This window comes from Acidobacteriota bacterium (genome assembly GCA_028875725.1).
Lineage (GTDB): Bacteria > Acidobacteriota > Thermoanaerobaculia > Multivoradales > Multivoraceae > Multivorans.
On sequence record JAPPCR010000019.1, the window covers coordinates 19,707 to 44,043 of the forward strand.

Below are 24,337 nucleotides of genomic sequence, written 5' to 3' on the forward strand. Positions count from 1 at the left end.
GCATGGAATCCGGAATCTTCTTCAGCGACTACCGCTCCGACATGGCGCTGCGGCGCATGCCGTTGCAGAAGGTGCGCACAGGCCTGCTCCTGGTCGGCCTCGTCGTGTTCCCGCTCCTGGCCAACCCCTACTGGCTCAACCTGGCCAATCAGATCGCCATCGCCACGATCGGTGCGATTGGCCTCAACATCCTGGTTGGCTACACCGGCCAGATCTCCCTCGGCCAGGGCGCCTTCATGGCGGTCGGCGCCTATGGATCGGGCCTGCTGACTGTCCGGCTCGACGTTCCCTTCTACCTGAGCATTCCGGCTGCGGCCCTGATCACCGCCGTCGCCGGTCTGGTGGTCGGACTGCCTTCCCTGCGGCTCAAGGGCCTCTACCTGGCCGTCGCGACGCTGGCGGCGCAGCAGATCGTCGAGTTTGTCGTCACGCACTGGGACGGCCTCACCGGCGGAACGGAAGCGCTCGTCGTGCCGGCGCCCGAGCTGTTCGGCGCCCGGATGAACACCGACGGCCGGTTCTACTGGATACTGATCGTTGTCGCGCTCGCGGTCGCGCTGTTCGCCGCGAACCTGTTCCGCTCCCGCGTGGGCCGGGCCTGGGTGGCGATCCGGGACCAGGACATCGCGGCTTCGGCGATCGGCGTCAACGTGTTCGGCTACAAGCTGCTCGCCTTCGCCACCTCGTCCTTCCTGGTCGGCCTCTCCGGCGCTTTGCTCGCCCACTACCGGTCGATCGTGACCTGGGAGCGGTTCACGATCGAAGTCTCGATTTCCTACCTGGCGATGATCATCATCGGCGGCCTGGGGACGATCTCCGGTTCGTTCTTCGGGGCGGCCCTCATCGTTCTGTTGCCAGCGATGATCAACACTCTGGGGCGCTCACTGCAGGACACGGCGCCGTGGGCGGCGACGGTCCTGCCGTACGTGCAGCAGGGCGTCTTCGGACTCGTGATCATCCTCTTCCTGGTGCTCGAACCGGAAGGGCTCGCCAAACTCTGGCGCAACGTGAAGGACTACTTCCGCGTCTGGCCGTTCTCGTACTAGGCGCCTCTGCGCCAGTATGATCCGTTGTTTACGGACCGGCTGTTCCGGGGCGGTCATGCCCCTTCAGGAGACCACGACATGAACCGTCTCGTTTGCCTTGCTGCTGTAGCTCTGTTGCTCCTCGCCGCCTGCGGAGGCGGCGACCCGGTCTCGGAAGCGGATGCGCCGATCACCATCGGTGCGATTTTCGACCTGACCGGCGCGACCTCGGACGTGGGCACCTTGTACGCCGAGGCGATCCGCGATTACTACGCCCGCCTGAACGACCTCGGCGGCATTGCCGGCCGCGAGGTCGACCTGCTGTGGAACGACTACGGCTACGACGTGGCGAAGGCCGAGCAGCTCTACTCCGAGTACGTCCAGGCCGGAGCGGTCATGTTCATGGGTTGGGGCACCGGTGACACGGAAGCCCTGCGTGGCCGGATCGCGGCGGACCGCATTCCCTTCGTCTCGGCATCGTTCTCTCACGTACTGGGAGATCCGTCCGAGGCCCCCTTCAACTTCCTCGTCGGCACGACCTACAGCGACCAGCTCTTCATCCTGCTCGACTACCTGATCGAAGAGGCGGAAGCCACGGGAGGCGAGATGCCGAACGTCGCGCTGATGCACCACCCGAGTCCGTTCGGTCTCTCGCCGTGGCGCCAGGGGGGCGAGGACTACGCGAAGGAGCGCGGCATCGAGATGGCGCCGCACGAGATGGCGCGGGGCAACACGGATTTCAGCGCGACGCTGACCCGGATCGCGGAATCCGGCGCCAACACGGTCGTGTTCCAGAACACGTCGGGACCGGTTTCCATTGCCGTCAAGAACGCGCGGGACCTGGGCCTGGACCTGCGCTTCGCCTGCCTGAACTACTGCAGCAACGAGGTGCTGCTGGATCTGGCGGGCGACGCCGCGGAAGGTGTTCTGGCTTCGATCATCTACTCGCCGCCGGGCGAGGGAGTCGACGGCCTGAACGACGCGGCCGAGTACCTCGCGTCGAAGGGCGGGTCGATCGACGAGGAGGGGCTGCTCTACGGCCAGGGCTGGGCGGTCGCGAGCCTGGTGACCGAGGCGATCGAACGGGCGGCCGCGGCCGGCGAAGTAACCGGCGATACCATCTTCGCTGCCTTCGAGACCTTCGACGGCTGGGACACGGGAGGCGTGACGGCGCCGGTCACCTTCACGGCCACCGACCATCGCGGCATCAAGGGCATGAGGATCTTCGAGATCAGGGAAGGGAGGTTCCAGCCCGTGACCGAGATGCGGATGGCCTCCAGCCTGGGGGCGGCCGAGTAGGGCAGGCTCAAGCCATGCTGTCCCTGAACAACGTCGAGGTCATCTACAACGACGTCATCCTCGTGCTCAAGGGGCTCTCGCTCAAGGTGGAGCAGGGCCAGATCGCGGCGCTGCTCGGCACGAACGGCGCCGGCAAGTCGACCACGCTCAAGGCGATATCGGGGCTCCTCCATCCCGAGGACGGCGAGGTCACGGACGGCAACGTCGAGTTCGAGGGCGTGCAGATCGACAAGCTGCCCGCCGAGGACATCGTGCGCCGGGGCATCTTCCAGGTGATGGAGGGGCGCCGGGTCTTCGAGCACCTGACGCCGCAGGAGAACCTGCTGGCGGGGGCCTACACGGCGCGGGACAAGGGCGGCACGGACGAGGCGCTGGACCGTGTCTACGGCTACTTCCCGCGTCTCAAGGAACGGGGCAACTCGATGGCCGGTTTCCTCTCCGGCGGCGAGCAGCAGATGCTGGCCATCGGCCGGGCCATGATGGCGCAGCCGAAGCTGATGCTGCTCGACGAGCCGTCCCTGGGCCTGGCGCCGCTCCTCGTCCAGGAGATCTTCGAGATCATCCAGCGCATCAACCGCGACGAGGGCACGACGATCCTGCTGGTCGAACAGAACGCCAGCCGCGCCCTCGGGATCGCCCACTACGGCTACATCATGGAGGGAGGCCGCGTCGTTCTCGAGGGGACGCCGGCGGAGCTCCAGGACAACGCCGACGTCAAGGAGTTCTACCTCGGCCTGACCCAGGTCGGCCAGCGAAAGAGCTACCGCGACGTCAAGCACTACCGGCGCCGCAAGCGCTGGCTGTCGTAGCTAGTCCCCCTCGATCGCCTCCTCGATCTCCCGAAGCCTCTCGCGGAGTTCCCGGCGGGCGTCGGCGGCGAACGGGTTTTCGCGGGCGATGGTCAGGAACAGATCGTCCGAGTCGTCGCGGAGGTTCTCCTCGATCTTCATCATGTGCCGGTAGGCGACCGTGCCGAGGGCCGGGTCCGGGACGTGAATCTCCCGGAGAGCCTTGGCCATCCAGTGGGTCAGACCCTGGATGTAGGCCATCTCGGAGTCGTGTTCCTCGGCTGACATTTCGATCACCTGTAGCTCCAGGTCCGACGCCAGGAAGGCTCTCACCGTCTCGACCCGCTCCCTGTCGACCGGGCGCTCGGGGAGGCAGAGAACGACCTTCAGGCCGCGGATGCCGGCGCCGCCGCTCTGGGGGCCGAACATCGGGTGAGTGCCGATGTACTGGATCTGCCGGGGCAGGCGCCGCTCGAGGATCCGGAGCGGCTTCACCTTGACCGAGGCGACGTCGACGACCAGCGCGTCCGGTGCGAGGCGCGGGGCCAGGTCGACGACCAGGCCGTCCAGATCCTGGACCGGCACCGCCGGGATCACGATGTCGCAGCCGGCGCAGCCTTCGAGGTCGGTCCAGCGCGCACCCAGCGCGGCGGCCCGCTCACTCAGATCGCGGCGATCCCAGACCTGAACATCGAACCGGGAGCCCAGGTGCCGGACCAGGAAGCGGCCGAAGCTGCCCAGACCGACGATGCCGATCGTCCTTGCCCAGCAGCCCTGCACCGGGCGCAGCCTAGCATCGGCGCCCGGCTTGCCGGCTGCAGCGGCGGTTGCCCTACAATCGCGGCCTTGCAAAGAGGGGGAACCAGGATGAGAAGCAGAACGGCCGCCGTGCTGGGCGCCGTCGTGGCCGCGGCGGTGAGCTATGGTTCACCGCCCGTGACCGACGCCCAGGAGGACCGCGCCAGCCGGGAGCACGTGCTTCGCCTGCTCCGGGAGGTGCCGCTGATCGACGGGCACAACGACGTCCCGTGGCAGTACCGGACGCGGGTTTCGAACCACCTCGACCGGATCGACTTCGAGGACACCACGGCGCTCGATCCGCCGATGCACACCGACCTGCGGCGCCTGCGGCAGGGCGGAGTGGGCGCCCAGTTCTGGTCGGTCTACATTCCGACCTCCTACAGCGGGGCCGGCGCGGCCCGGGTCGTGCTCGAGCAGGTCGACCTGACCAGGCGTCTGATCGATCGCTATCCGGACGACCTGGAACTGGCCCTCACCGCGGACGACATCGAGCGCGTTCACGCCGCGGGCAAGGTCGCGTCCCTGCTCGGCGCCGAGGGCGGCCACTCGATCGAGTCTTCCCTCGGGGTTCTGCGGCAACTCTACGTGGTCGGCGTTCGCTACATGACCCTGACTCACAACAGCAACGTCGCCTGGGCGGACGCGGCGACCGACCGGCCGGCTCACGGCGGGCTCACGGCGTTCGGCCGGCGGGTGATCCGGGAGATGAACCGGCTCGGCATGCTGGCGGACCTCTCCCATGTTTCGCCGCGGACGATGCACCATGTGCTGGACGAGTCCGAAGCACCGGTCATTTTCTCCCACTCCTCGGCGTTTGCGGTCACGGCCAGCCCGCGCAACGTGCCGAACGACGTCCTGCGCCGGCTGGTTGAGAACGGCGGTGTGGTCATGGTCACCTTCGTGCCGTCCTTCGTCAACGAGAACGTGCGGGCGTCCTTTCAGCGCCTGGATGCCGAACGCCGTCGACTGATGGCCGCGGGCACCGCGCCGGAGGAGATGCGCCGCCGGTTGACGGCCTGGCGAAGTGAGAACCCGGGAGCCCAGGCATCCCTCGGCGACGTGGCTGACCACATCGACCACATCCGGGGTCTGATCGGCACCGCGCATCTGGGGATCGGCTCGGATTACGACGGCATCCCGACCGTGCCGGTCGGCCTGGAGGACGCGTCGACCTTCCCGGATCTGTTCGTGGAACTCGTTCGACGGGGCTACAGCGACGACGAGCTGAAGGACATCGCGGGTCGCAGTTTCCTGCGCGCCATGCGCGCCGCGGAGGCCACCGCCAGTCGTCTGCAGGCCACGGAGCCTCCGGCCGACGACCTGATCGAAGAATTGGACGGCGGTGAGAATGGCTGATCAGGCGACATCCCCGGTGGTTGCCCGGCACGCCTCGACCGTCCTCCTGTTGCGGGACAGCGACCGCGGGGTCGAGGTGTTCATGGAGCGCCGCCACATCCAGTCAGACTTCGTCGGGGGCGCCTACGTCTTCCCGGGCGGCCGCGTCGACCCCGAAGACCGGGTCGACGAGGCGCTCTGCCACGGTCTCACCGACCGCGAGGCGAGTGCCCGGCTCGCCCTCAAGGAGGGCGGCCTGACCTTCTACGTGGCCGCGATCCGCGAGTGCTTCGAGGAGGCCGGTGTGCTGCTCGCCTACGACCGGGACGGCGGGATTCTCGACTTCTCGGACCGGGCGGTCGAGCAGCACTTCGAACGTTTGCGAGCCGAGTTGAACGCCGGCAGGCGGTCCCTACTCGACATCGCCGCCGCCGAGAGCCTGACGCTCGCCACCGACCGGATCAGCTACTGGGCGCACTGGATCACGCCGGAGGGACAGCCGAGGCGCTACGACACCCGCTTCTTCGTCACCCGGGCGCCGGGGAATCAGACTGCCGGCCACGACGACCACGAACTGACGAGTTCCGCCTGGGTGACGGCCGAGGAAGCTCTCGAACACGGCCGTCGCAAGGAGTGGATGATCATCTTCCCCACCATCCGCAATCTGCATAAGCTGGCCGCCTTCAGGACGGCGGACGAAGCGATCGCCGCCGTCGACGCAGAGGAGAGCTTCCCGGTCATGCAGCCCCGCGTGCTGCTGGGCCGGACCCCGGACGAACCGGCGCGTCCCGTGCTGCCCGGCGACGAGGGCTACGAAGAAGCCGCGACTCGCCCCTCCTCGGCCAACGTCAAGGACTGGCAGCGGGCCTTCAGCCGCTAGGGCGCCCACGTTGGACACCCTCCTGAAGGGCACGCCGGTGCGGCTCTCCGACCGCGTGCTCCGGGTCACGCAGGACAACCCGGGCATGTTCACCGGTCCGGGCACGAACACCTGGGTCATCGGCGGCGACGGCGGCCCGGCGTTCGTGCTCGACCCCGGGGAAGAGGACGACGCCCACTTCGAGGCCGTGCTCGCCGCGGTCGGCGATCGCGAAGTGGCGGCCGTGCTGATCAGCCACCCGCATCGGGACCACTGGCCCCTCGCGCCGCGCCTCGCTGAGCGCGCGGGCTGCCAGATCCTCGCCTTCAGCGAGCAGCCGCCCTTCACTGCCGGACGCCGCCTGGAGGACAACGAGCGCCTGTCGGCCGACGGCGCCACCCTGGTGGCCCTCCACACCCCGGGCCACGCCAGCGACCACCTCTGCTTCCTGCTCGAAGAAGATCGGGCCGTATTCACCGCCGACCTGGTGATGGGTTGGTCGACCTCGATCATCGCCCCGCCGGACGGCAACCTGAACCAGTACATGGCCTCCCTCGAACGTCTCCTCGAACTCGGCCAGGACGGCGGCATCGACATCCTTCACCCCGGCCATGGCGAGTCGATCAAGCCCCCGCTCGACCGGATCCGCGAGATCCACCGCCACCGCCAGCAACGGACCGACCAGGCCCTCGAAGCCATCGCCGCCGGCGTCGCCACAATCCCCGAGATGGTCGAACGCATCTACGCCGACGTCGACCCCAAGCTCCACGGCCCCGCCGCCTTTTCCCTGCGGGCGCACCTGGATGCCCTGGTCGAAGAGGGCAAGGTTGTCGAGGACCAGCCCGGCCGGTACGAGCTGGCGGTCTGACAAGCGGATGCCGGCCAGAAGGCCGGCGCGCCGACACACTCGGTGCGACGTAGCGCCAGGCTGAGAGCCTCCAGCCTCGGTCACGGCGCGGCAGCAGTCCCACCACGCCGCGGCGTGTCAGCGCCGCCAGGGCGCCCGAATTGACCGCCCGGCCTGGTACGCGGCCAACCGTTCCCGGGCGTCCGGCAGCGCCGCGCCGGCGCCGGCGCGTTCCAGGTTGTCGATCAGGCGTTGCTGCCAGACGACAGCCTGTTCGAAGTCGCCGGTCTCGGCGTAGGCGAGGGCGACGACGGCGCCGTGGGCCGGGGTCTGGGCGCGCTGGAACAGATCGGTGGCCAGATTCAGGGCCATCGTTCCGTCCCGCACGGAGTCGTCTTCGGAGGCGGCGAGGACTTCGGCGAGGAGCAGGGCGAAGAAACCGCTGCCGCCCTGGTCGGGAAGTTCGAGCGTCTGTTCCAGCATCAGGCGAACGCGGGCATCTTCGCCGGCGAGCAGAAGGGCGGTGACCTCGGCCGCCCGGGCCCTGCTGTCGCTGGGGTCGAGTTCGAGCGCGCGGCGTGCGGCGAGGGCGGCCTCGGTGAACATTCCCAGCCGGCCGAGCGCCGTGCCGAGGTTGAAGTACCCCTCCTTCAGCGTCGGATTGGCCGCGATCGCGCGCTGGTAGTGGGGGATCGCTTCCTCGTAGCGCTCCTGCTGGGTGCGAATGTTGGCGAGTTCGAAGTGGGCCTGACTCAACAGGGGCGGGTCGGCTCCGGCTTCGACCAGTTGCTCGAAGCGTCTGGCGGCCGAGGCCGGCCGGCCGAGTTCCTGCTCGATTCGCCCGAGCAGCAGGACGATCTCGCGATCGAGTCCGAAGTCCGCCAGCAGGGACTCGAACTCGCGGAGGGCGAGCTCCCGGCGACCGCCAAGCCGGTAGTTGCCTGCCCGGTGGAAGCGGAGATTGCGATCGTCCGGGGCCAATTCCAGTGCCCGGGTCAGAGCTTCCGCGGCTTCCAGGTATGCGTCTGTTGCGCCGAGACTCCTTGCCAGCTCCACCCAGGCAGGCCCGAACGAGGGTTCGATCTCGACCGCGCGCCGGAGCCGCTCGGCCGCGGCCTGGTAGCGCCCCTCGTTGTTGTAGAGCAGCCCGGTCCGGAACAGCAGGCCGACATCGCTCGGGCTCAGGTTCAAGGCCTCCTGGTACCACATGGCGGCTTCCGCCCGCCGACCCATGGCCTCCAGGGCCGCCGCCAGCGACCTCTTTGCCGCCGCGCTCTCGGGAGAGTCGCGGACCGCCTCGCGGAACCGCTCTTCGGCGGTCTCGAAGGCGTTCGCGGCCAGCGCGACGCGCCCGAGCAGCAACTGGGCACCGATGCCGGTCGCCGACTCCTTGATCTCCGCGGCGATCGGATCGGCGAAAGCGACCGGGGCTTCACCCCGGAGCTCCATCGCGGCGCGCATCGCCGCGTCGTCGCCGAGCGCGCGGTGGGAAAGAGCGATGTGGTAGTGAAGCGAGTCGGCGCGCGGCTGCTCCCGAAGCGCTGTCTGGAAGTGCTGGAGCGCGGTTGTCGGGTCGTCCGTCTCGAAGGCGACGCGGCCGAGGCCGAAGTGAGCCGCAGCCACGGATCCGGGCATTGCGAGGGCACGCTGGTAGTGACCGCGAGCCTCTTCGAACCGTCCCAGTTCGAGATGCACCCGGCCGAGGCGGATCGCGGTCGCGGCGTCGTCGGGACGGAGCGATCTGCCCAACTCGTAGGCCTCGACCGCTTCCTCGAGCTCTCCCAGGTGCTCCGCGGCGCTGCCGAGCAGATAGCGCCAGCGGAAGTTCCGGGGCTGCAGCGCCGCGGCGTTGGTCAGGCAGGCTCTCGCGGCCGGCAGCAGGTCGTAGACTAGGTAGAGTTGGCCCGCGTCGCCGAACAGAAGGCCCAGCTGTTCGGCGTCGGCGACCGTCTCCGGCCCGCGCGCGAGCGCCTCCTCGAGCAGGCCGCGCTGCTGGTCGATCTGGTCGCGCACGGCTTCGTCGACCCCGCGCAGGTCGACCTCGGGCACCGGCAGCAACCTGGGCGCTTCCGCCTCCTGCGCGTGGAGACCGGCGGCTGTGAGAGGCGCCAGGAGCGCAACGATGAGGGCAGCGCCATGGAGACGGATTGGTTTCCTCATGGTGCGTCGTCTTCCTGTTCGCCGCGCCGCTCCCCGCTGCCGCGAACCAGAGGAGTGTAGGCCCTGGGCGGGGGCGCGGGCCACTCTTCGATCGTCCCGTCCGTCCACTGGACTTCGATGCGGTCGATCCTGGAGCCGCCGGATGAAACCGCGACCCGGGGATCTCCCCACGAGGCGTAGCTCCCGCCGCCCCCTGCAAGCCGGACGAGCGGTGGCGCCCCCGCGCGGTGCACGCGCACGGTGACGCCCGAAGCCGGCCGGCGGCCGCGTTCGGCGCCGAGCACCGGCGCCACCCCGATCCAGTCGCCCTCCGTCCCGGTCTGGTTGAGCAGTAGCCGGGCGGGGCCGTTGTTGTTCGTGATGACCAGGTCCGTGTCGCCATCGTTGTCCACGTCGCCGGCGGCCAGACCGCGACTGACGAACGGGGTCTCGCCGTCGAGCAACCCGGCGGTCGCCGGCTCGAAGCGGCGTCCGCCCGCGCCGTCGGCCACGTTCAGGAAGGCCTGGTTCGGTTGATCGAGGGGGAAGGGATCGTCTTTCGTGCGCGGCCTTCCGGCGGCGAACGTCACGGCGCCGTTGACCGCTGCGAGGTCGAGCCAGCCATCGTTGTCGAGGTCGACGAAGGCGGTGCCGAAGGCGGTCGCGTCCCAGCTCGGCCGGCCGAGGTCGGTCGCGTTCGTGCGATCCCGGAACTGCGCCGAGCCCGGTTGCGAGTCGTTCCGGTAGAGCGTGTTCGTCTCGCGGTGGAAGTGGGTCAGGAACAGATCGGGATCGCCGTCTCCGTCGTAGTCGCCCGCCGCGACGCCCATGCTCGCCTCGGCCTCGCCGTCCGAGTTGAGAGCAGCGCCGCTGATCAGCCCGTCCTCGACCAGTTCGCCGTTGCCGCGGTTGAGCCAGAGGTGGTTCGGCATCAGGTCGTTCGCGACATAGAAATCGAGCCTCCGGTCGCCGTCGAGGTCGGCCGCGAGGATGCCCAGCCCATTGCCGGGCCGCGCCGCGGCCAGACCGGCCGCGCCCGTCGCATCCTCGAAACGTCCGGAGCCGTCGTTCACGAGCAGGGCGTCGGGCGCCGGCTGATAGGCGCTCGGCAGGCAGTAGTCCACCTCTCCCCGCTCTGTAAGGCAGGTCTTGTGCGTGGCCAGGGAGAAGTTGAGGTAGTTCACGACGAACAGGTCGAGATCGAGGTCGCCGTCGTAGTCGGCGGCCGCCGCGGCGACGCTCCAGCGCGGATCGCCCGTTCCGCTTGCTTCGGTCCGGTCGCTGAACGTCCCGTCGCCCTCGTTGCGCCAGAGCTGGTTGGCGCCCAGGTTCAGCACGTAGAGGTCGACCCAACCGTCGTTGTCGAGATCCGCCGCGACCACTCCCATGCCGTAGCCGGTGGCCGCGATGCCACTCTCCTCGGTGACGTCGATGAAGCGAACCGCGGCGCCGTCGTCGCTGGGCTCCAGGTCGTTGCGGTACAGGCGGTCCCGCGGCGGCCAGTCGCCCGTCCACGGCGTGGTCGTCGAGGTCCGGTCTCCTTCGTTGCCGAGGAGGTTGCCCTGGACCAGGTAGAGGTCGAGGTCGCCGTCGTTGTCGTAGTCGAAGAGCGCCGCGCCGGCGCCGACGACTTCCGGGTAGTAGAGGTGTCCGCTCATGCCGTTCCAGTGCCGGAAGTCGAGACCGGCGCTCCTGGTGGCGTCGGTGAAGAGGACCTCGTTCTCTCCTGCCCGGGCCGGGCCGGACAGGACCGCTGACGCTACCGAAACGGCGATGCCGGCGGCGTGGGCTCTCATCCGTCACCGCCGAGGCGGAAGGAGGGCGCCGCGACGCGTTCGAGGCTCTCCGCATGCTCGGAGACCCGGTACGTCGCCCGCGGCTCGACGTCCTCGAAAACCTGGGCCGTGCCGCTGCCGGCCCACCGCACGCGGATCTCGTCGACCCGCGCGGCGTCGCCGAGACCCACTTCGAGCTGCATGCTGTTGCCGCCGAAGGAGCCCCCCGAGCCGACCAGACGGTGGATCGTCCGCTTGCCGCCGGGCCCGTCGACGGTCAGGGCGATCCGCGAGCCGACGCCGTAGCGGTTGGCCCCCGAGCCGGCGGGGCCGGCGCCGGTGAAGCGCAGGGTGATCCACGCGTTCTCGCTGCCCGGGTTCTCGAACAGGGCGTTGCCGAAGGTGTCGGTCGGGTAGAAGCCGCCAAGCTGGTGAAGCAGGTCCATGTCCCCGTCATGGTCCAGGTCGCCGAAGGCGACGCCGTGACCCTTCTGGAGGTGGCCGAAGCCGCCGGCGAAGGTGACTTCCTCGAAGCGCCGGCCGTTGTAGCGGTACATGACGTTTGGCATCAGGCTGGCGAGATCCGGTTCGCCGGTGCCCAGGTAGAAGTCGAGCCAGCCGTCGTTGTCCAGATCGCCGTAGTTGGCGCCCATCGGCAGAGCGGGCCGTCGGATGCCCAGCGCGCGGGACACTTCGGTCATCCGCAGCCTGCCTCCGCAGTCGGGCTCCGGCCCGCAGTCGTTGCGGTAGAGCAGAGGCTGGCCCACGCCGGGGTCCGAGCCCATGTAGGAGGCCACAACCTCGGTGGCCTGGTTGCGATAGTCGCCGACGTAGAGATCCAGGTCGCCGTCGTTGTCGTAGTCGAAGAACCAGGTAGCGAAGCTCTCCCGCTCCGGCTCGGTAACCCCTGCCCGGATGGCTTCGTCCTGGAAGACGCCAGCCGTGTTCACGTAGAGCCGGTTGGCGCCGAAGTTGGACACGTAGAGGTCGAGATCGCCGTCGTTGTCCACGTCGCCCCAGGCGACGCCCTTGGCGTAGCGCAGGTTGCTGACGCCGGCTTCGGCCGCGACGTCCTCGAACGTGCCGTTGCCCAGGTTGCGGAACAGTTGCGAGGCGTACTCGTGGGCCTCGCTCGCCTCGTTGCCGACGTAGAGGTCAAGGTCGCCGTCGCCGTCGTAGTCGCCCCAGGCGGCGGCCTGGGTCGGATAGGCGGGTTCGGCCAGGCCGGCCGCCTCGGTGATGTCGACGAAGCGCCCGGCGTCGCCGCCCAGTTCGTTGCGCAGCAACGAGTTGCGGATGCGCCCCTCCTCCAGCAGCCAGGCGCCGCGCAGCACGAACAGGTCGAGGCGGCCGTCGCCGTCGTAGTCGGCGTGGATCAGGTTCAGCCCACCGAGTTGACCACTGAGCCCCCAGGCTTCGCCCGTGTCCTCGAAACCGCCGCGGCCGTCGCCTCGAAACGCTTGCAGAGGCCCGCAGGGATCCCAGGTCGAAGTGATCAGGTCGAGAACGCCGTCGCCGTCGAAGTCGTCGACGACCGCCCCGCCGGCAAGATCGAGAGCATCGATGCCGAGTTCCGGCCCAAGGTTGCGCCAGCGACCGCCGGTGAACGCCGCCGACGTGAACACGTCCTCGCTGATCCGGAACCGGGCGGGCACCCCGTCCGGAAAGTCCCCGGTCAGCCGTCGCGCCACGTTGAGCAGCCACCTTGCCCGGTGCCTCCATGGCCCCGTCGGGCGGCCTTCCTCCAGCATGGACAGGAAAAGGTCACCTGCCGCACGGGCGTGTTCGGGGCGTCCGTGGACCGCGGACGGGCCGAGCGGGAGGATGCAACTGTCGGCCGAGCGGCCCGGCGCCGCGCCGGCATTGTGGACGCAGTTCAGATCCTCCGCCCGCTGGAGGTGGGCCAGGGCCAGGTTCCACTCGGGAATGGTCGGCCGGACTTCCGGCGAGGCAGCCAGGGCCTCGGTAGCCGCCGCAAGGTGCGTGATCGCCCCTGCCGTGTCGCCGAGCCGGAGCAGTTCGCCGCCGAGCTGCGCCTGGATCTCGGGGCTGTTCGGGCTGGCGGACAGGCTTGCTCGAAGCTCGTCCGCGAGGCGCGTTCCGAAGTAGGCGTTCGAGCCGTCCCGTAGCCGGCTGCAGGACTCCGCAAGGTCGTCGGAGGCCGCAGCTGCCAGGGGAGCTGCGAGCAGGACCAGACTGGCGAGCCCGCGGGCTGGCATGGCGGGAGACTACTACGCTCGAGCGATCGTCCTTGTCGCGAGCGGCTCCCGGAGGGCTACTCCTTCTGCTCGCCCGGCGGTTCGGGGACAGGCGGTGTGTCGCCGTCTCCCGAGCCAGCGCCCGCGTCACCCGCGTCAGGCTCGCTACCCGCGTCACTCGCCGGCGGAGGCGTCGGCGGCACGGTCTGGGGGGCCGCCTTCGCGCCGAAGCGGGACGTGCCGAAGGCGGTCATGCAGGCGGCGCCGAGGCCGATCGTCCACGCCAGGTAGCAGATGACGAGGCCGGGGAAACCGAACATGAAGCGGAAGAACCACGGCAGGCCCAGGAAGCCGAGCAGGTCGGCCACGAGGGCCAGGGCCTGGATCGTCAGCACGCCGAGGGCGAGAGCGCCGAAGCTCCCGGCCGCGATCCCGTTGGCGCCCTTGAAGCGGTTCCGGAACCAGTCGCCGGCTGCGGCCGCCGCTCCGGTGTACCCGAGCACGAGGGCGAGCGCCAGGGCAACGAGCGCCGCCGGCCAGAGGAGGATGGCGAACGGAATGCCGATCACCGTCACCGCGAGCAGAATGCTGGCGACGATCAGGGCCGGGAGGATGAGCAGTTCGATGCCGAAGCCGACCACGAGCATGATCAGCGGATCCGAAACCGCGGCGGCCCGGACCCGGTCGACGCCCTTCGGCGACACGAGCAGAACCAGGCCCGCGAGCACGATGAGCAGTCCAGTGAAGATGATCGCCCGGACGAACTCGAACACCTTGCCCACCCGGAAGAAGGGCGGTCTCTCGCCGACCCGGGGGAACCAGTCGCCGCTCCAGCCGTCGAACCAGTCGCCGTCCCAGTCCCACTCGAAGTCGCCCCAGTCGACCTCGGAGATCTCTCCGAGGACGGTCGCGCCTTCTTCGAGGCTCACTCTGCCGCCGACGGTGACGATGTCCCCCAGCACTTCCGCGTCCGGACCGAGCTCCACGTCCCCGCCGATGGCGACCACCTCGCCGGTCACGCGGCCGTCGATCTTCGCTTCGCCGCCGATGGCCACGGCGTCTCCACGGACTTCCCCGTCGACCTTGATGCCGCCGCCGATCGAGGTGATGTCGTCGGCCACTTCGTCCCGACCGACCCGCACCGTGCTGCCGAAGGCGACCTTGTTGTCGAGGTCGACGCGCACCACCGGCCCGCTCTCGCCGCCGGCATCTTCGGCTTCGGCCAGGTCACGCTCGAGATCCTCGATGCGCTCGATCGCATCCTCGACCGCACCCTGCGCGCTTTCGCCGGCCTCCTCGAGGGCTTCGTCCAACTGCTCCCGGACCTCTTCGATCGCCGCGGCGGCCTCTTCCCGCGCGTCCTCCCCGGCCGTCTCGGCCTCCTGTTGGGGCTGGCCGAAGGCCAGGCCGGTGCAGCACAGCCCGAAGGCGACAAGAAGCGCGCCCGCTCTGAATCCTCGACCCCGTGTCCGATGGACGGGCGCCCGCGACAGCCGGTGAAGGAGAGCGACCCCCACCAGACAGAGCAGCGTGACTGCTGCGATCGTGATCGTCGCCACCGGCGTGTTCAGGATCAGGTCGAGGACCTCGCCGACCCGGACCGCTCCGTTCAGCAGGGCCACACTCTCCGCCAGCACGGTCGCCGCCTGGGTCAGCAGCCAGACCGCGGTGAACAGCGAGGCCTGCAGGCTATCGAGCAGACCCAGCCAGGACGAGGGGGCCAGCCAGGCGGCGCCGGTGAGCAGCAGGACCGCCGCCGCGGCCGAGACGGCCAGCGGCAACCGGGCCCAGTGGGGAATCGCGAAGGGCAGGATCGGCCGCCGGACCGGCGTCATGGGCGGCCGGCTGGTTGCGGCGACCTGCCGCATGATGCGTTCCGTGAGTCCCGCCGGTGCGACGGGATCTTCCAGCGACTGGAACAGGGTCCGGAGGTCGATTCGGTTCCGCATGTTCATTCCTCGCAGCCTGTGCGATTGTACGACGGCGACTCGGGCACGACGTTCCGCATGCCCTTCGCCCTACGTTTCCCAGGTCGCCGTGGTTTCACGCTGGTCCCCGATCCGCCGTGTTTCACACTACGCCATCCTGGCGCAGGCGTTCCTCGATCTCGCGGCGCGCCCTGCGCAGGTTCGTCTTCACGGTTCCGAGCGGCATGCCGGTCGCTTCCGCGATGTCCCGGTAGGGGAGTTCCTCCCGGAACCGGAGCAGAACGACGAGTCGATACTCGGGTCGCAGAGCCGCCACCGCCGCTTCGAGAGCGGCCGACAATTCGCGCCGCTTGACCAGGGTGTCGGGGGACTCCGAGCGCTCGTCCTCGATGCGGTCCAGGATGGACAGCTGGTCCGTGTCGCTGGTTTCGATCGGCGTCGTGGGGAGCTTCTTCCGGCGAAGCTGGTCGATCGCGGCGTTGCTCGCGATCTTGAACAGCCAGCTTGCGAAACGTCGCCTGGGGTCGTAGCGGGAGAGCGCCATCCAGGCCTTGACGAAGACCTCCTGGGTGACGTCCTCGGCGACACCGTGGTCCCGAACCATCCGCAGGACCAAACTGAAGACGGGCCGCTGGTAGCGCTCGACCAGTGTCCGGAAGGCGAGTTCCGAACCCTCGATCGCCTCCGCCACCAGGGCGGCTTCATCCTGCGGTCCGTGGGGCATCGGTTCAGTGTGGCATGCGGTGGGGCTGCCCCGTATCATTGCCGTCGTGCGCCTTGACCCGGACTCCAGGAACTACGCGGAACTGGCGGACGCGGTTTGCGCGGTCCGCATCGCGAGCCGGGTCACCCGGCGCCTGCAGGCAGAGATTGGGGGCGCCTTCCTGACCAAGGACGATCGCTCGCCGGTGACGGTCGCGGACTACGCGGCCCAGGCACTGGTCAGTCTTGCGCTGCCGGCGGAGGACGCCATCGTTGGTGAGGAGACATCGCCGGACCTCGTGACCCCCGAGGGGCGGGAAGTGATGACCAGGGTCGTGGACGCAGTCGGATCCGAACTTCCCGGCGTCACCGCGAAGCAGGTTGGCGAAGCGATCGATCGCTGTTCGAGCGCCGGCGGCGCGAGCGGCAGGTTCTGGGTGCTCGATCCGATCGATGGTACGAAGGGCTTCCTGCGCGGTGACCAGTACGCGATCGCGCTCGGCCTGATGGAGGACGGCGAGGTCGTGGGGGGAGTGCTCGGCTGTCCGAACCTACCCTCCGCGGACGGTCGCGGCTGCCTGTTCGCCGCCACCCGTGGACGGGGCGCCTGGGAGTTGCCGCTGGATGAGGAGGGGTACGCGCCCCGCCGGATCGGCGTTTCCCCGATTACCGACTCGACGGCCGCCGTGTTCTGTGAATCGGCGGTGTCTATGCACTCGGACCGGGGCGGGCATGCCGGGATAGCCGAGCGGCTCGGCGTCACGGCGGCTCCCGTGCGCATGGACAGCCAGTGCAAGTACGGAGCGATTGCGCGAGGCGACGCTTCGATCTACCTCCGCCTGCCCTCTTCCGCCACCTACCGCGAGAAGATCTGGGATCACGCCGCGGGATTCATCGTTGTGACGGAAGCCGGCGGCGCCGTTACGGACGCCTTCGGACGGGAGCTCGACTTCAGCCTGGGGCGGACTCTCGAAACGAATCGAGGGGTCGTGGCGACCAACGGTCTGCTGCACCGCGAGGTCCTGGCGGCGGCGTCGGCCGTCCTGCCGGAAGCTCCGGCGGCCTAGCAACCCATGGAGACGCTCCTCGTTACCGGCGCCGCCGGTTTCATCGGCAGCAACCTCGCGGCTGCCGCGCTCGCCGACGCTCGCGGTGCGAACCGCCAGGTGGTCGTGTTCGACAAGCTGACCTACGCGGGCAGCCTGCGCAACCTGGAGCGGGTGGCCGACGACCCCCGCTACACCTTCGTGCGTGGGGACATCGCGGACCGTGAAGCGGTGCGAAGGGTGTTCGCCGAGCACCGGCCGTCGGCAGTCCTGAACCTGGCGGCCGAAAGCCACGTGGACCGGTCGATCGACGGCCCCGGAGCCTTCGTGCGGACGAACGTTCTCGGCACCTACGAGCTCCTCGAGGCGGCCCGGCTCGATCTCGGCGGGCGGCCGGAACGGGAGCGGACGGGGTTCCGGTTCATCCACGTCTCGACCGACGAGGTGTTCGGAAGCCTCGGCGAGGCAGGGCGGTTCCGCGAGGACACGCCCTACGATCCGAGCTCGCCGTACTCGGCGTCCAAGGCGGGGGCGGATCATCTCGTGCGCTCCTGGTGCCGTACCTACGGCCTGCCGGCGATCGTGACGAACTGCTCGAACAACTACGGTCCCTACCAGTTTCCCGAGAAACTGATCCCGGTGATGATCCTGAACGCAGCATCCGGACTGCCGCTTCCGGTGTACGGCGAGGGTGCGAACGTCCGGGACTGGCTTCACGTGGACGACCACTGCGAGGGGCTGCTCCGTGTGCTCCGGCTGGGCGAGCCGGGCCAGAGCTACAACTTCGGCGGCGATGCGGAACGAACGAACCTCGAGGTCGTCGAGGCCGTCTGCTCGGCGCTCGAGGCGGAGTTCCCGGCCTCGGAGAATCCTTCACTGGCGGCGAGGGGGGCAGGGAGCTACCGGGACCTCGTGACCTTCGTCGAAGACCGGCCGGGCCATGATCTGCGCTATGCGGTCGACGCCGCCAAGGCGCGGAGAGATCTGAATTGGGCGCCGCGGCGCGACTTCGAAACGGGTCTCCGCGAGACGGTCCGCTGGTACCTCGATCACCCGGACTGGTGCGAGGCGGTCGCTTCCGGCAGCGAACGGCGCCGGCTGGGACTGCAGCAGCGGTTGACGGCGGCAACATGAGTCCGCTTCGGGGCATCCTGCTGGCGGGCGGGGCCGGCACCCGGCTTCACCCGGTGACGCGGGCGGTCAGCAAGCAGTTGCTGCCGGTCTACGACCAGCCGATGATCCACTACCCGCTCTCCAGCCTGATGGTCGCGGGTGTGCGGGAGGTCCTGATCATCACCACGCCGCACGACCAGCCCGCGTTCCGGCGCCTGCTCGGCGACGGCCGGGATCTGGGAATCGAGCTCTCCTACGCCGTCCAGGAGGCCCCCGAGGGGATCGCCCAGGCGTTCCTGATCGGGGCCGAGCATCTGAGGGGCGCCCGGGCGGCGCTGGCCCTGGGCGACAACATCTTCCACGGCCACGGACTGGCGGACGTCTTGCAGCGGGCGGCGGCGCGGCACATGTCCTCGCCCGGCGCCACGATCTTCGGCTACCGGGTCCGGGATCCGGAGCGCTACGGCGTCGTCGAGTTCGATGCGGGGCGGCGCGTGATCGGCCTGGAGGAGAAGCCGGCGGCGCCGAAGTCGCCGTACGCGGTGCCGGGCCTCTACTTCTACGACGACCGCGTCGTCGAGTTGGCGCGGACGCTCCGTCCCTCGGTGCGGGGCGAACTGGAGATCACCGACCTGAACCGGCTCTACCTGGACGAAGGGACGCTCCGGGTCGAACTGCTCGGCCGCGGCATCGCCTGGCTCGACACGGGGACCCACGAGGCCCTGCTGCAGGCGGGCAACTTCATTCAGGCGCTCGAGGAGCGGCAGGGACTGAAAGTGGCCTGCCTGGAGGAGGTCGCCTACCGCATGGGCTACATCGAAGCCGACCAGTTGCGGCGGCTGGCGGCGAAGACCAGCGACGGGTACGGCCGCTACCTCAGCCTGGTCCTCGAGGAAGGGCGGTGAGCGCCCTGCCAACGGTCCGCGCCACGGGGCTGCCCAGCGTGCTGATCGTCGAGCCGGTCGTTCATCGCGACGGCCGCGGTTTCTTTCTGGAGAGCTACAACGCGGCGACGTTCGCGGAAGGCGGCATCGGCCGGCCCTGGGTCCAGGACAACCACTCCCGGTCGAACCGGCACACTGTGCGGGGGCTGCATCTCCAGTGCCGCCGGCAGCAGACCAAGCTCGTCCGCGTCACCCGGGGCGAGGTGTTCGACGTCGCCGTCGACGTGCGGCGCGGCTCGCCGTCGTTCCTGGAGTGGACCGGCTGCCTGCTCTCCGAGGACAACTTCCGCCAGCTCTTCATTCCGCGCGGATTCGCCCACGGCTTCTGCGTGGTCAGCGAAACCGCGGACGTGCAGTACAAGTGCGACGAGTACTACGACGGCGACGACGAGCTCGCAATCGCCTGGAACGACCCGCAGGTCGGCATCGACTGGCCGATCGAGGAACCGCTGCTTTCCGACCGGGATCGCGCCGCGGCGACGATCGCGGGATGTTTCGAGCAGTTGCCGACGTTCTTCTACTGAGATGATGTCGCCGACCGCAGTCGAGGAGGATCTGCGCGCCGCCGACCGCGAGCAGCTCGAGACGCACGGCATCGGCGTGGACGAGGCGCGGCGCCAGCTCGCCATCCTGCGCGACCCGCCTCCGAAGGCCCGGCTGGTCCGGCCGGCCCTGCTCGGCGACGGCATCGACCCGCTGCCCGCCGGGTCCGAAGCGGACCGGCTTGCCGAAGCGGGCCGGGCGGCGGCCTCGTCCGGACGGTTGGTCCGGTTCGTGCCGGCTTCGGGCGCGGCCTCGCGGCTCTTCGCCGAGCTCAAGGCCGCCGCCGCCGGCGCCCCGGACGATCCGGTGCTCGGCCGCTTCGAGAAGGTCCGGCGCCATCTCCCCTTCGACGCCGCCGCCGGCGCGGCGGAAACTCTCGAACGGTACGGCGACACTCCGAAGGCCCTGATCCCCTTCCACCGCTATCCCGGCGGTGAGGTGCGCACGGCCCTCGAGGAGCACCTCGTCGAGGCGGCCGCCGTCCTCGGCGACGGCGGTGGATTGGCGGCGCTCCACTTCTCCGTCGCTTCGCGGCACGGGCCAGCGTTCGAGGCGTTGCTCGCCGAGCGGTTGCCGGCGCTCGAGCGGCGTTGCGGGTGCCGCTTCGAGATCGCCCTCTCCCACCAGTCGCCGGCCACCGACAGCATCGCCCTGGGCGAGCGGGGCGGGCCGTTCCGGCTCGTTGAGGATCCGGCGTCCCCACTGCTCGTCCGGCCCGGCGGTCATGGCGCGCTGGTTCGCAATCTCCAGGGACTGGCCGACCAGGGCTACGACCTCATCGCGATGAAGAACATCGACAACATGCAGCCGGAACCGTTCCAGGGCCCGGCGGTCAGGGGGCTGCGGATTCTGGCCGGCATGGCTCTGGAGCTGGCGCGGAGTGCAGGTCGACCGTCCCGGGTTTGCGGCGTCGTGCCGACCCTGGGCACGGCCGGCGGCGGTCCCTTCTGGGTGCGGGACGCGTCCGGCGAAGTCGGGCTGCAGATCGTGGAGACGGCCCAGATGGACATGGAGGACGCTGAACAGTCGGCGATCCTGGGCAGGTCCACGCACTTCAACCCGGTGTTCATGGTGTGCGCGGTTCTGGCGCCCGGCGGCGAACCGTACCGCCTCGAGGACTACGTCGATCACGCCGCCAGTTTCCTCGTGGACAAGAGTCACGGCGGCAGGCCGCTGACCGCGCTGGAGCGCCCCGGCCTGTGGAACGGCTCGATGGCCGGGTGGAAGACGCGGTTCGTCGACCTGCCCGGTGAGGTGTACACGCCGGTCAAGACCGTGTTCGACCTCGCCGGCGAAGAGCACCAGTGCCCGGCGCCAGCGGCCTTCGATGGGGACGACCGATGAAGGCCGGGCTGGCGCTTCGCATAGCCGCCGTCGTGGCCCTGGTCGTGGCGCTGTTGCTGTTCGGCCGGCGCGTGGCGGGTTACCTGCCCGAGTTCAGCGCCTGGGTGGACGGCCTCGGCGTGTGGGGGCCGGTCGTGTTCGTTCTTGGCTACACGGTGGCGACCGTCGCCTTCATCCCCGGTTCGCTGCTCACCCTCGCCGGGGGCGCCATCTTCGGCCTCGCTGAAGGCACCGCGCTGGTGTTCGCCGGCGCCTCGCTGGGCGCGACGGCCGCCTTCCTGGCGTCGAGATACATGGTCCGCGGAGCGATCGAACGGAAGGTCGCCGCGGAGCCCCGCTTCGCCGCGATCGACCGGGCGGTCGGCCGCGAGGGGTTCAAGATCGTCCTCCTCCTGCGCCTCACTCCAGTCGTCCCCTTCGTCCTGCTGAACTACGCCCTGGGGCTGACGAGAGTGAAGCTGCGCGACTACGTCCTGGCCTTCAGCGGCATGCTGCCGGCGACCCTGCTTTACGTGTACTACGGCAAGGTGGTCGGCGACCTGGCCGAGATCGCGGCCGGCGGCGGCGGGGAGCGGGGCTGGGAAACCTGGGTCTTCACGGGCGTCGGGCTGGTCGCCACGATCGCGGTCATCACGGTCGTCACCCGCATCGCCCGCCGGGCGCTCAGGGAAGAGGTGGGCGAGTGACCAGGCCGGAACTGCTGGCGGAGGACAGGCACGACCGGGCGTTGACTGACCGGGTTGCGCCCGCCGACTGGACGAACCCGGAGCCGCCCGGGCGATACCACCTGGTGGTCATCGGCGCGGGCACCGCCGGCCTGGTGACCGCGATCGCCGCCGCGGGACTGGGCGCCAGGGTGGCGCTGATCGAGCGCCGGCTGATGGGCGGCGATTGCCTGAACTTCGGCTGCGTGCCGTCCAAGGGCGTGATCGCCGCCGCCCGGCGGTGGAGCGCCGGTCGTGCCGACGCCGGCTTCGGAGCGCCGGGCGCGGAGCGGCCCGGCGACTTCGCCGCGGCGATGGAGCGCATGCGCCGTATACGTGCGGCGATCAGCTGGGACGACAGCGCGGAGCGCTTCCGGGATGCCGGCGTCGACGTCTACCTAGGCGAAGGACGCTTTCTCTCCGATCGCGCGGTCGCCGTGACCGGTTCCGCCGGCGACCGCGAACTGCCCTTCCGGCGGGCCGTGATCGCCACCGGCGCCCGCCCTCAGGCGCCGCCTATCGCGGGCCTCGAGCGTTGCGGCTACCTGACCAACGAGACCGTCTTCGCCCTGACCGAGCGGCCCGAGCGACTGGCCGTCATCGGTGCCGGCCCGATCGGCTGTGAACTCTCCCAGGCCTTCGCCCGGCTCGGCAGCCGGGTGACGACCTTCGACGTGCTGCCCGGCGTCCTGCCGCGCGAGGATCCGGACGCCGCGGCCCTGGTCGAACGGGCGCTTCGCCGTGACGGCGTCGAGCTGGCCCTCGGCGCGAGGATCGAGGAGGCGGCGCCGGACTCCGACGGCGTCCGGCTCGCCTGGGTCGACAGCGAGGGCGAGAAGCGGGAGACCGCCTGCGACGAACTCCTGGTGGCCGTGGGCCGGGCGCCCAACGTCGAAGGGCTGGGACTCGAGCAGGTCGGCGTCCGCAGCGATGCCGGCGGCATCCAGGTCGACGCGAAGCTGCGCACGACGAACCCCCGCATCTTCGCCGCCGGCGACGTGACGCCCGCGCCCAACTTCACCCACCTGGCCGACGCCCATGCCGCGGTCGTCGTCCAGAACGCGCTCTTCTTTCCCAGCGCCCGTGCCGACCGGCTGGTCGTCCCCCGCTGCACCTACACCGCGCCGGAGGTGGCGCACGCCGGCCTGGACCGGCGGGAAGCGGAGGAGCAGGGAATTGCTCTGGACGTGATCGACGTGTCCTTCGAGGAGAATCACCGCGCCCTGCTCGACGGCGAGGAGGAGGGATTCCTGCGGCTTCTGCTGAAGCAGGGCAGCGATCGCGTGCTCGGGGCCACCGTGGTCGGCGCCGGCGCCGGCGACCTGATCGCACCGCTCGCACTGGCCGTGACACACGGCGTCGGCCTCTCCCGCTTCACCTCGACCATCCTTCCGTACCCGACGCGAGCCGAGGTGTTGAAGAGAGCCGCGAACCAGTGGCGGCGGACGCGCTTCACGCCCCGCGCCCAGCGCCTGTTCGCCCGCTGGTTCCGCCTGACCAGCTAGGAGCTTGGATGGAACCGACCGCCCGCTGGGTGCGCGGGTCTTCTGACCCGCTGCCGCCGGAGGCGGCCAGGAACGCGCCGGCCGCAGGCCGGCTCCGCTTGGGCGACCGGTTCCATCCAGGCTCCTACAAGTGGCGCCGGCGCGGCCGTCTTCGCCGCCTTCGGCGTCTCCGCGGCCTGGCGGTGTCCGCCGGCTTGCCGGGCGGCGCGGCCTCGGCGTGCCGCCGCCAGCTCTCCAGCGCTTCGACGCCGCTGCCGGTGGCGGCGGAGAGGAGGGCGAAGAGCTCGAGAGCGGGCACGAAGGCTTCGCGTCGGACGAGGCTTGGTACGGTTCTCGGGTTCCGGGGTTCTTCACATAGCCGCTGGAAGGTCTCGAGCGCCTTCTTCATCCTGCTGCGGCGCGCCGCGGAGAGGGCGAAGCGCTGGCCGAAGTCGGCCACCACGTCGTCCACCAGTTGCTGCAGACGGCGGCGGTGAACCCTGGCGCCGCCGGCTTCCAGGCGGTCCCTGCCGACCACCACGCGCGGCAGCAGCAGGGACGAGAGGAGCACCGCGGGCGGCACCTCCGGGCCTGCCCGCACCCGTTTGTCGAGCAGGCGGGCGAGGTTCGCGAAGCTGTTCGCCCCGCTCGACTGTTCCGACACTTCGTCGACCTCGGGGAGGACGATCGGCAGCAGTCCGGAGTGTCCCATCCAGTCGAAGGCCGCGGCGCTGCGGCCGCTCGCGAGCAATTGGAGCAACTCCTCGATCAGGCGGTGCGGAGACGCCTTGACCATGTCGCGGCGATGCGCGAAGGCGGCGCCGAGCGTACCCTCCTCGATCTCGAAGTCCAGTCGGGCGGCAAACTCGCAGGCGCGCAGCATGCGCACCGGGTCCTCCCGGTAGCGCACGTTCGGATCGCCGATCACCCTCAGGGAGCGCTGCTCCAGGTCCTGTATGCCGCCGACGTAGTCGACGACAGCGCGGTCCGAGGCACGGTAGAGCAGGGCGTTGACGGTGAAGTCGCGGCGGAACGCGTCCTGCCGCGGCGTGCCGTAGGTGTTGTCGCTGGTGACGAGAAGTTCGCCCGGTGAACGGCGCTGATCGTCGGGATCGGGTGCGCCGCGGAACGTGGACACCTCGACCACCTCGTCGCTGAACAGGACGTGGACCAGACGAAAGCGCCGGCCGATGATCCGCGAATTCCTGAACAACCGCCGCACTTCCTCCGGCCGCGCGTCGGTGACGACGTCGTAGTCCTTCGGCCGACGGTCGAGCATCAGGTCGCGCACGCTGCCTCCCACCAGGCAGGCGTTCCTGCCGCTCTGGCGGAGCCGGCGCAGGACCTTCTGCGCGCCGGCGGAGAGCCGGCGTGAGGCGATGGGATGCTCGGAGCGCGGCAGTACGGTGGCCGGGGCCGGCGCTTCCATCGGGTCAGGGTATCAACGGCGGCAAGGAGGCGCT

At 69.8% G+C, this 24,337-nt stretch carries 20 protein-coding genes; 13 read left to right on the forward strand and 7 right to left on the reverse strand.

Annotated elements, in window-relative coordinates; genetic code table 11:
* The first annotated feature begins 2 nt into the window (after positions 1 to 2).
* The 3 genes from OXI49_14630 (at position 3) to OXI49_14640 (ending at position 3,133) form a co-directional block, all read left to right on the forward strand.
* Positions 3 to 1,046 (forward strand): branched-chain amino acid ABC transporter permease, encoded by a 1,044-nt coding sequence (locus OXI49_14630; GenBank protein MDE2691746.1) that lies wholly within the window; start codon positions 3 to 5, stop codon positions 1,044 to 1,046.
* 78 nt (positions 1,047 to 1,124) lie between these two features.
* On the forward strand, positions 1,125 to 2,324 hold the full coding sequence (locus OXI49_14635; protein ID MDE2691747.1) for an ABC transporter substrate-binding protein: 1,200 nt from the start codon (positions 1,125 to 1,127) through the stop codon (positions 2,322 to 2,324).
* Between the two features lie 14 nt (positions 2,325 to 2,338).
* Positions 2,339 to 3,133: an ABC transporter ATP-binding protein gene (locus OXI49_14640; protein MDE2691748.1), complete on the forward strand. Its 795-nt coding sequence runs from the start codon at positions 2,339 to 2,341 to the stop codon at positions 3,131 to 3,133.
* On the opposite strand, the gene OXI49_14645 is transcribed toward OXI49_14640, so the two are convergent.
* Positions 3,134 to 3,892: a prephenate dehydrogenase gene (locus tag OXI49_14645; GenBank protein MDE2691749.1), complete on the reverse strand. Its 759-nt coding sequence runs from the start codon at positions 3,890 to 3,892 to the stop codon at positions 3,134 to 3,136.
* A gap of 87 nt (positions 3,893 to 3,979) precedes the next feature.
* Between OXI49_14645 and OXI49_14650 the strand changes: the two genes are divergently transcribed.
* Genes OXI49_14650 through OXI49_14660 form a run of 3 tightly spaced genes read left to right on the forward strand, consistent with a single transcriptional unit; the run spans position 3,980 to position 6,975 of the window.
* Positions 3,980 to 5,269: a dipeptidase gene (locus OXI49_14650; GenBank protein MDE2691750.1), complete on the forward strand. Its 1,290-nt coding sequence runs from the start codon at positions 3,980 to 3,982 to the stop codon at positions 5,267 to 5,269.
* On the forward strand, positions 5,262 to 6,128 hold the full coding sequence (locus OXI49_14655) for an NUDIX hydrolase (GenBank protein MDE2691751.1): 867 nt from the start codon (positions 5,262 to 5,264) through the stop codon (positions 6,126 to 6,128). The genes OXI49_14650 and OXI49_14655 overlap by 8 nt, the downstream gene beginning before the upstream one ends.
* Before the next feature lie 10 nt (positions 6,129 to 6,138).
* A complete protein-coding gene (locus OXI49_14660; GenBank protein ID MDE2691752.1) occupies positions 6,139 to 6,975 on the forward strand; it encodes an MBL fold metallo-hydrolase in 837 nt (278 codons plus the stop codon).
* Positions 6,976 to 7,092: 117 nt separating this feature from the next.
* Here the strand turns inward: OXI49_14660 and OXI49_14665 are convergent, their stop codons facing one another.
* The 5 genes from OXI49_14665 to OXI49_14685 all read right to left on the reverse strand — a co-directional run bounded on the left by OXI49_14665 (position 7,093) and on the right by OXI49_14685 (position 15,718).
* Positions 7,093 to 9,114: a tetratricopeptide repeat protein gene (locus OXI49_14665; GenBank protein MDE2691753.1), complete on the reverse strand. Its 2,022-nt coding sequence runs from the start codon at positions 9,112 to 9,114 to the stop codon at positions 7,093 to 7,095.
* Positions 9,111 to 10,889 carry a CRTAC1 family protein gene (locus OXI49_14670; protein ID MDE2691754.1) on the reverse strand — a complete coding sequence of 593 codons (1,779 nt, stop codon included), beginning with the start codon at positions 10,887 to 10,889 and terminating at the stop codon, positions 9,111 to 9,113. Before OXI49_14670 ends, OXI49_14665 begins: the two co-directional genes overlap by 4 nt.
* Positions 10,886 to 13,087 carry a CRTAC1 family protein gene (locus OXI49_14675; GenBank protein ID MDE2691755.1) on the reverse strand — a complete coding sequence of 734 codons (2,202 nt, stop codon included), beginning with the start codon at positions 13,085 to 13,087 and terminating at the stop codon, positions 10,886 to 10,888. The genes OXI49_14670 and OXI49_14675 overlap by 4 nt, the downstream gene beginning before the upstream one ends.
* A 56-nt stretch (positions 13,088 to 13,143) precedes the next feature.
* Positions 13,144 to 15,021, reverse strand: a complete 1,878-nt coding sequence (locus tag OXI49_14680; GenBank protein ID MDE2691756.1) for a polymer-forming cytoskeletal protein — start codon at positions 15,019 to 15,021, stop codon at positions 13,144 to 13,146.
* A 115-nt stretch (positions 15,022 to 15,136) separates the two neighbouring features.
* A complete protein-coding gene (locus OXI49_14685) occupies positions 15,137 to 15,718 on the reverse strand; it encodes a sigma-70 family RNA polymerase sigma factor (protein ID MDE2691757.1) in 582 nt (193 codons plus the stop codon).
* Positions 15,719 to 15,764: 46 nt separating this feature from the next.
* Between OXI49_14685 and OXI49_14690 the strand changes: the two genes are divergently transcribed.
* The 7 genes from OXI49_14690 to OXI49_14720 are packed head-to-tail and all read left to right on the forward strand — an operon-like array spanning position 15,765 to position 22,895.
* Positions 15,765 to 16,763, forward strand: coding sequence for a 3'(2'),5'-bisphosphate nucleotidase (locus OXI49_14690; protein ID MDE2691758.1), 999 nt, complete (start codon positions 15,765 to 15,767; stop codon positions 16,761 to 16,763).
* A 6-nt stretch (positions 16,764 to 16,769) separates the two neighbouring features.
* A complete protein-coding gene (gene rfbB / locus OXI49_14695) occupies positions 16,770 to 17,876 on the forward strand; it encodes a dTDP-glucose 4,6-dehydratase (GenBank protein ID MDE2691759.1) in 1,107 nt (368 codons plus the stop codon).
* Complete coding sequence (rfbA, locus tag OXI49_14700) at positions 17,873 to 18,760, forward strand: glucose-1-phosphate thymidylyltransferase RfbA (GenBank protein MDE2691760.1); 888 nt, start codon at positions 17,873 to 17,875, stop codon at positions 18,758 to 18,760. Before rfbB ends, rfbA begins: the two co-directional genes overlap by 4 nt.
* Positions 18,757 to 19,323 carry a dTDP-4-dehydrorhamnose 3,5-epimerase gene (rfbC, locus tag OXI49_14705; GenBank protein ID MDE2691761.1) on the forward strand — a complete coding sequence of 189 codons (567 nt, stop codon included), beginning with the start codon at positions 18,757 to 18,759 and terminating at the stop codon, positions 19,321 to 19,323. The genes rfbA and rfbC overlap by 4 nt, the downstream gene beginning before the upstream one ends.
* Positions 19,324 to 19,327: 4 nt before the next feature.
* Positions 19,328 to 20,686 (forward strand): DUF4301 family protein, encoded by a 1,359-nt coding sequence (locus OXI49_14710; protein ID MDE2691762.1) that lies wholly within the window; start codon positions 19,328 to 19,330, stop codon positions 20,684 to 20,686.
* Positions 20,683 to 21,372, forward strand: coding sequence for a TVP38/TMEM64 family protein (locus tag OXI49_14715; protein ID MDE2691763.1), 690 nt, complete (start codon positions 20,683 to 20,685; stop codon positions 21,370 to 21,372). The genes OXI49_14710 and OXI49_14715 overlap by 4 nt, the downstream gene beginning before the upstream one ends.
* Positions 21,369 to 22,895, forward strand: coding sequence for a mercuric reductase (locus tag OXI49_14720; protein ID MDE2691764.1), 1,527 nt, complete (start codon positions 21,369 to 21,371; stop codon positions 22,893 to 22,895). The genes OXI49_14715 and OXI49_14720 overlap by 4 nt, the downstream gene beginning before the upstream one ends.
* A gap of 124 nt (positions 22,896 to 23,019) precedes the next feature.
* Here the strand turns inward: OXI49_14720 and pcnB are convergent, their stop codons facing one another.
* Positions 23,020 to 24,303 carry a polynucleotide adenylyltransferase PcnB gene (pcnB, locus tag OXI49_14725; protein ID MDE2691765.1) on the reverse strand — a complete coding sequence of 428 codons (1,284 nt, stop codon included), beginning with the start codon at positions 24,301 to 24,303 and terminating at the stop codon, positions 23,020 to 23,022.
* Positions 24,304 to 24,337: the final 34 nt, after the last annotated feature.

Bases quoted from the DNA above. Each gene is read 5' to 3' on its own strand.
- OXI49_14680 (MDE2691756.1), bottom strand. From the start codon at position 15,021: ATGAACATGCGGAACCGAATCGACCTCCGGACCCTGTTCCAGTCGCTG.
- OXI49_14675 (MDE2691755.1), bottom strand. From the start codon at position 13,087: ATGCCAGCCCGCGGGCTCGCCAGTCTGGTCCTGCTCGCAGCTCCCCTG.
- OXI49_14640 (MDE2691748.1), top strand. From the start codon at position 2,339: ATGCTGTCCCTGAACAACGTCGAGGTCATCTACAACGACGTCATCCTC.
- rfbA (MDE2691760.1), top strand. From the start codon at position 17,873: ATGAGTCCGCTTCGGGGCATCCTGCTGGCGGGCGGGGCCGGCACCCGG.
- OXI49_14630 (MDE2691746.1), top strand. From the start codon at position 3: ATGGAATCCGGAATCTTCTTCAGCGACTACCGCTCCGACATGGCGCTG.
- OXI49_14665 (MDE2691753.1), bottom strand. From the start codon at position 9,114: ATGAGGAAACCAATCCGTCTCCATGGCGCTGCCCTCATCGTTGCGCTC.
- OXI49_14710 (MDE2691762.1), top strand. From the start codon at position 19,328: ATGTCGCCGACCGCAGTCGAGGAGGATCTGCGCGCCGCCGACCGCGAG.
- OXI49_14655 (MDE2691751.1), top strand. From the start codon at position 5,262: ATGGCTGATCAGGCGACATCCCCGGTGGTTGCCCGGCACGCCTCGACC.
- OXI49_14635 (MDE2691747.1), top strand. From the start codon at position 1,125: ATGAACCGTCTCGTTTGCCTTGCTGCTGTAGCTCTGTTGCTCCTCGCC.
- OXI49_14685 (MDE2691757.1), bottom strand. From the start codon at position 15,718: ATGCCCCACGGACCGCAGGATGAAGCCGCCCTGGTGGCGGAGGCGATC.
- OXI49_14650 (MDE2691750.1), top strand. From the start codon at position 3,980: ATGAGAAGCAGAACGGCCGCCGTGCTGGGCGCCGTCGTGGCCGCGGCG.
- OXI49_14715 (MDE2691763.1), top strand. From the start codon at position 20,683: ATGAAGGCCGGGCTGGCGCTTCGCATAGCCGCCGTCGTGGCCCTGGTC.
- OXI49_14670 (MDE2691754.1), bottom strand. From the start codon at position 10,889: ATGAGAGCCCACGCCGCCGGCATCGCCGTTTCGGTAGCGTCAGCGGTC.
- pcnB (MDE2691765.1), bottom strand. From the start codon at position 24,303: ATGGAAGCGCCGGCCCCGGCCACCGTACTGCCGCGCTCCGAGCATCCC.
- rfbB (MDE2691759.1), top strand. From the start codon at position 16,770: ATGGAGACGCTCCTCGTTACCGGCGCCGCCGGTTTCATCGGCAGCAAC.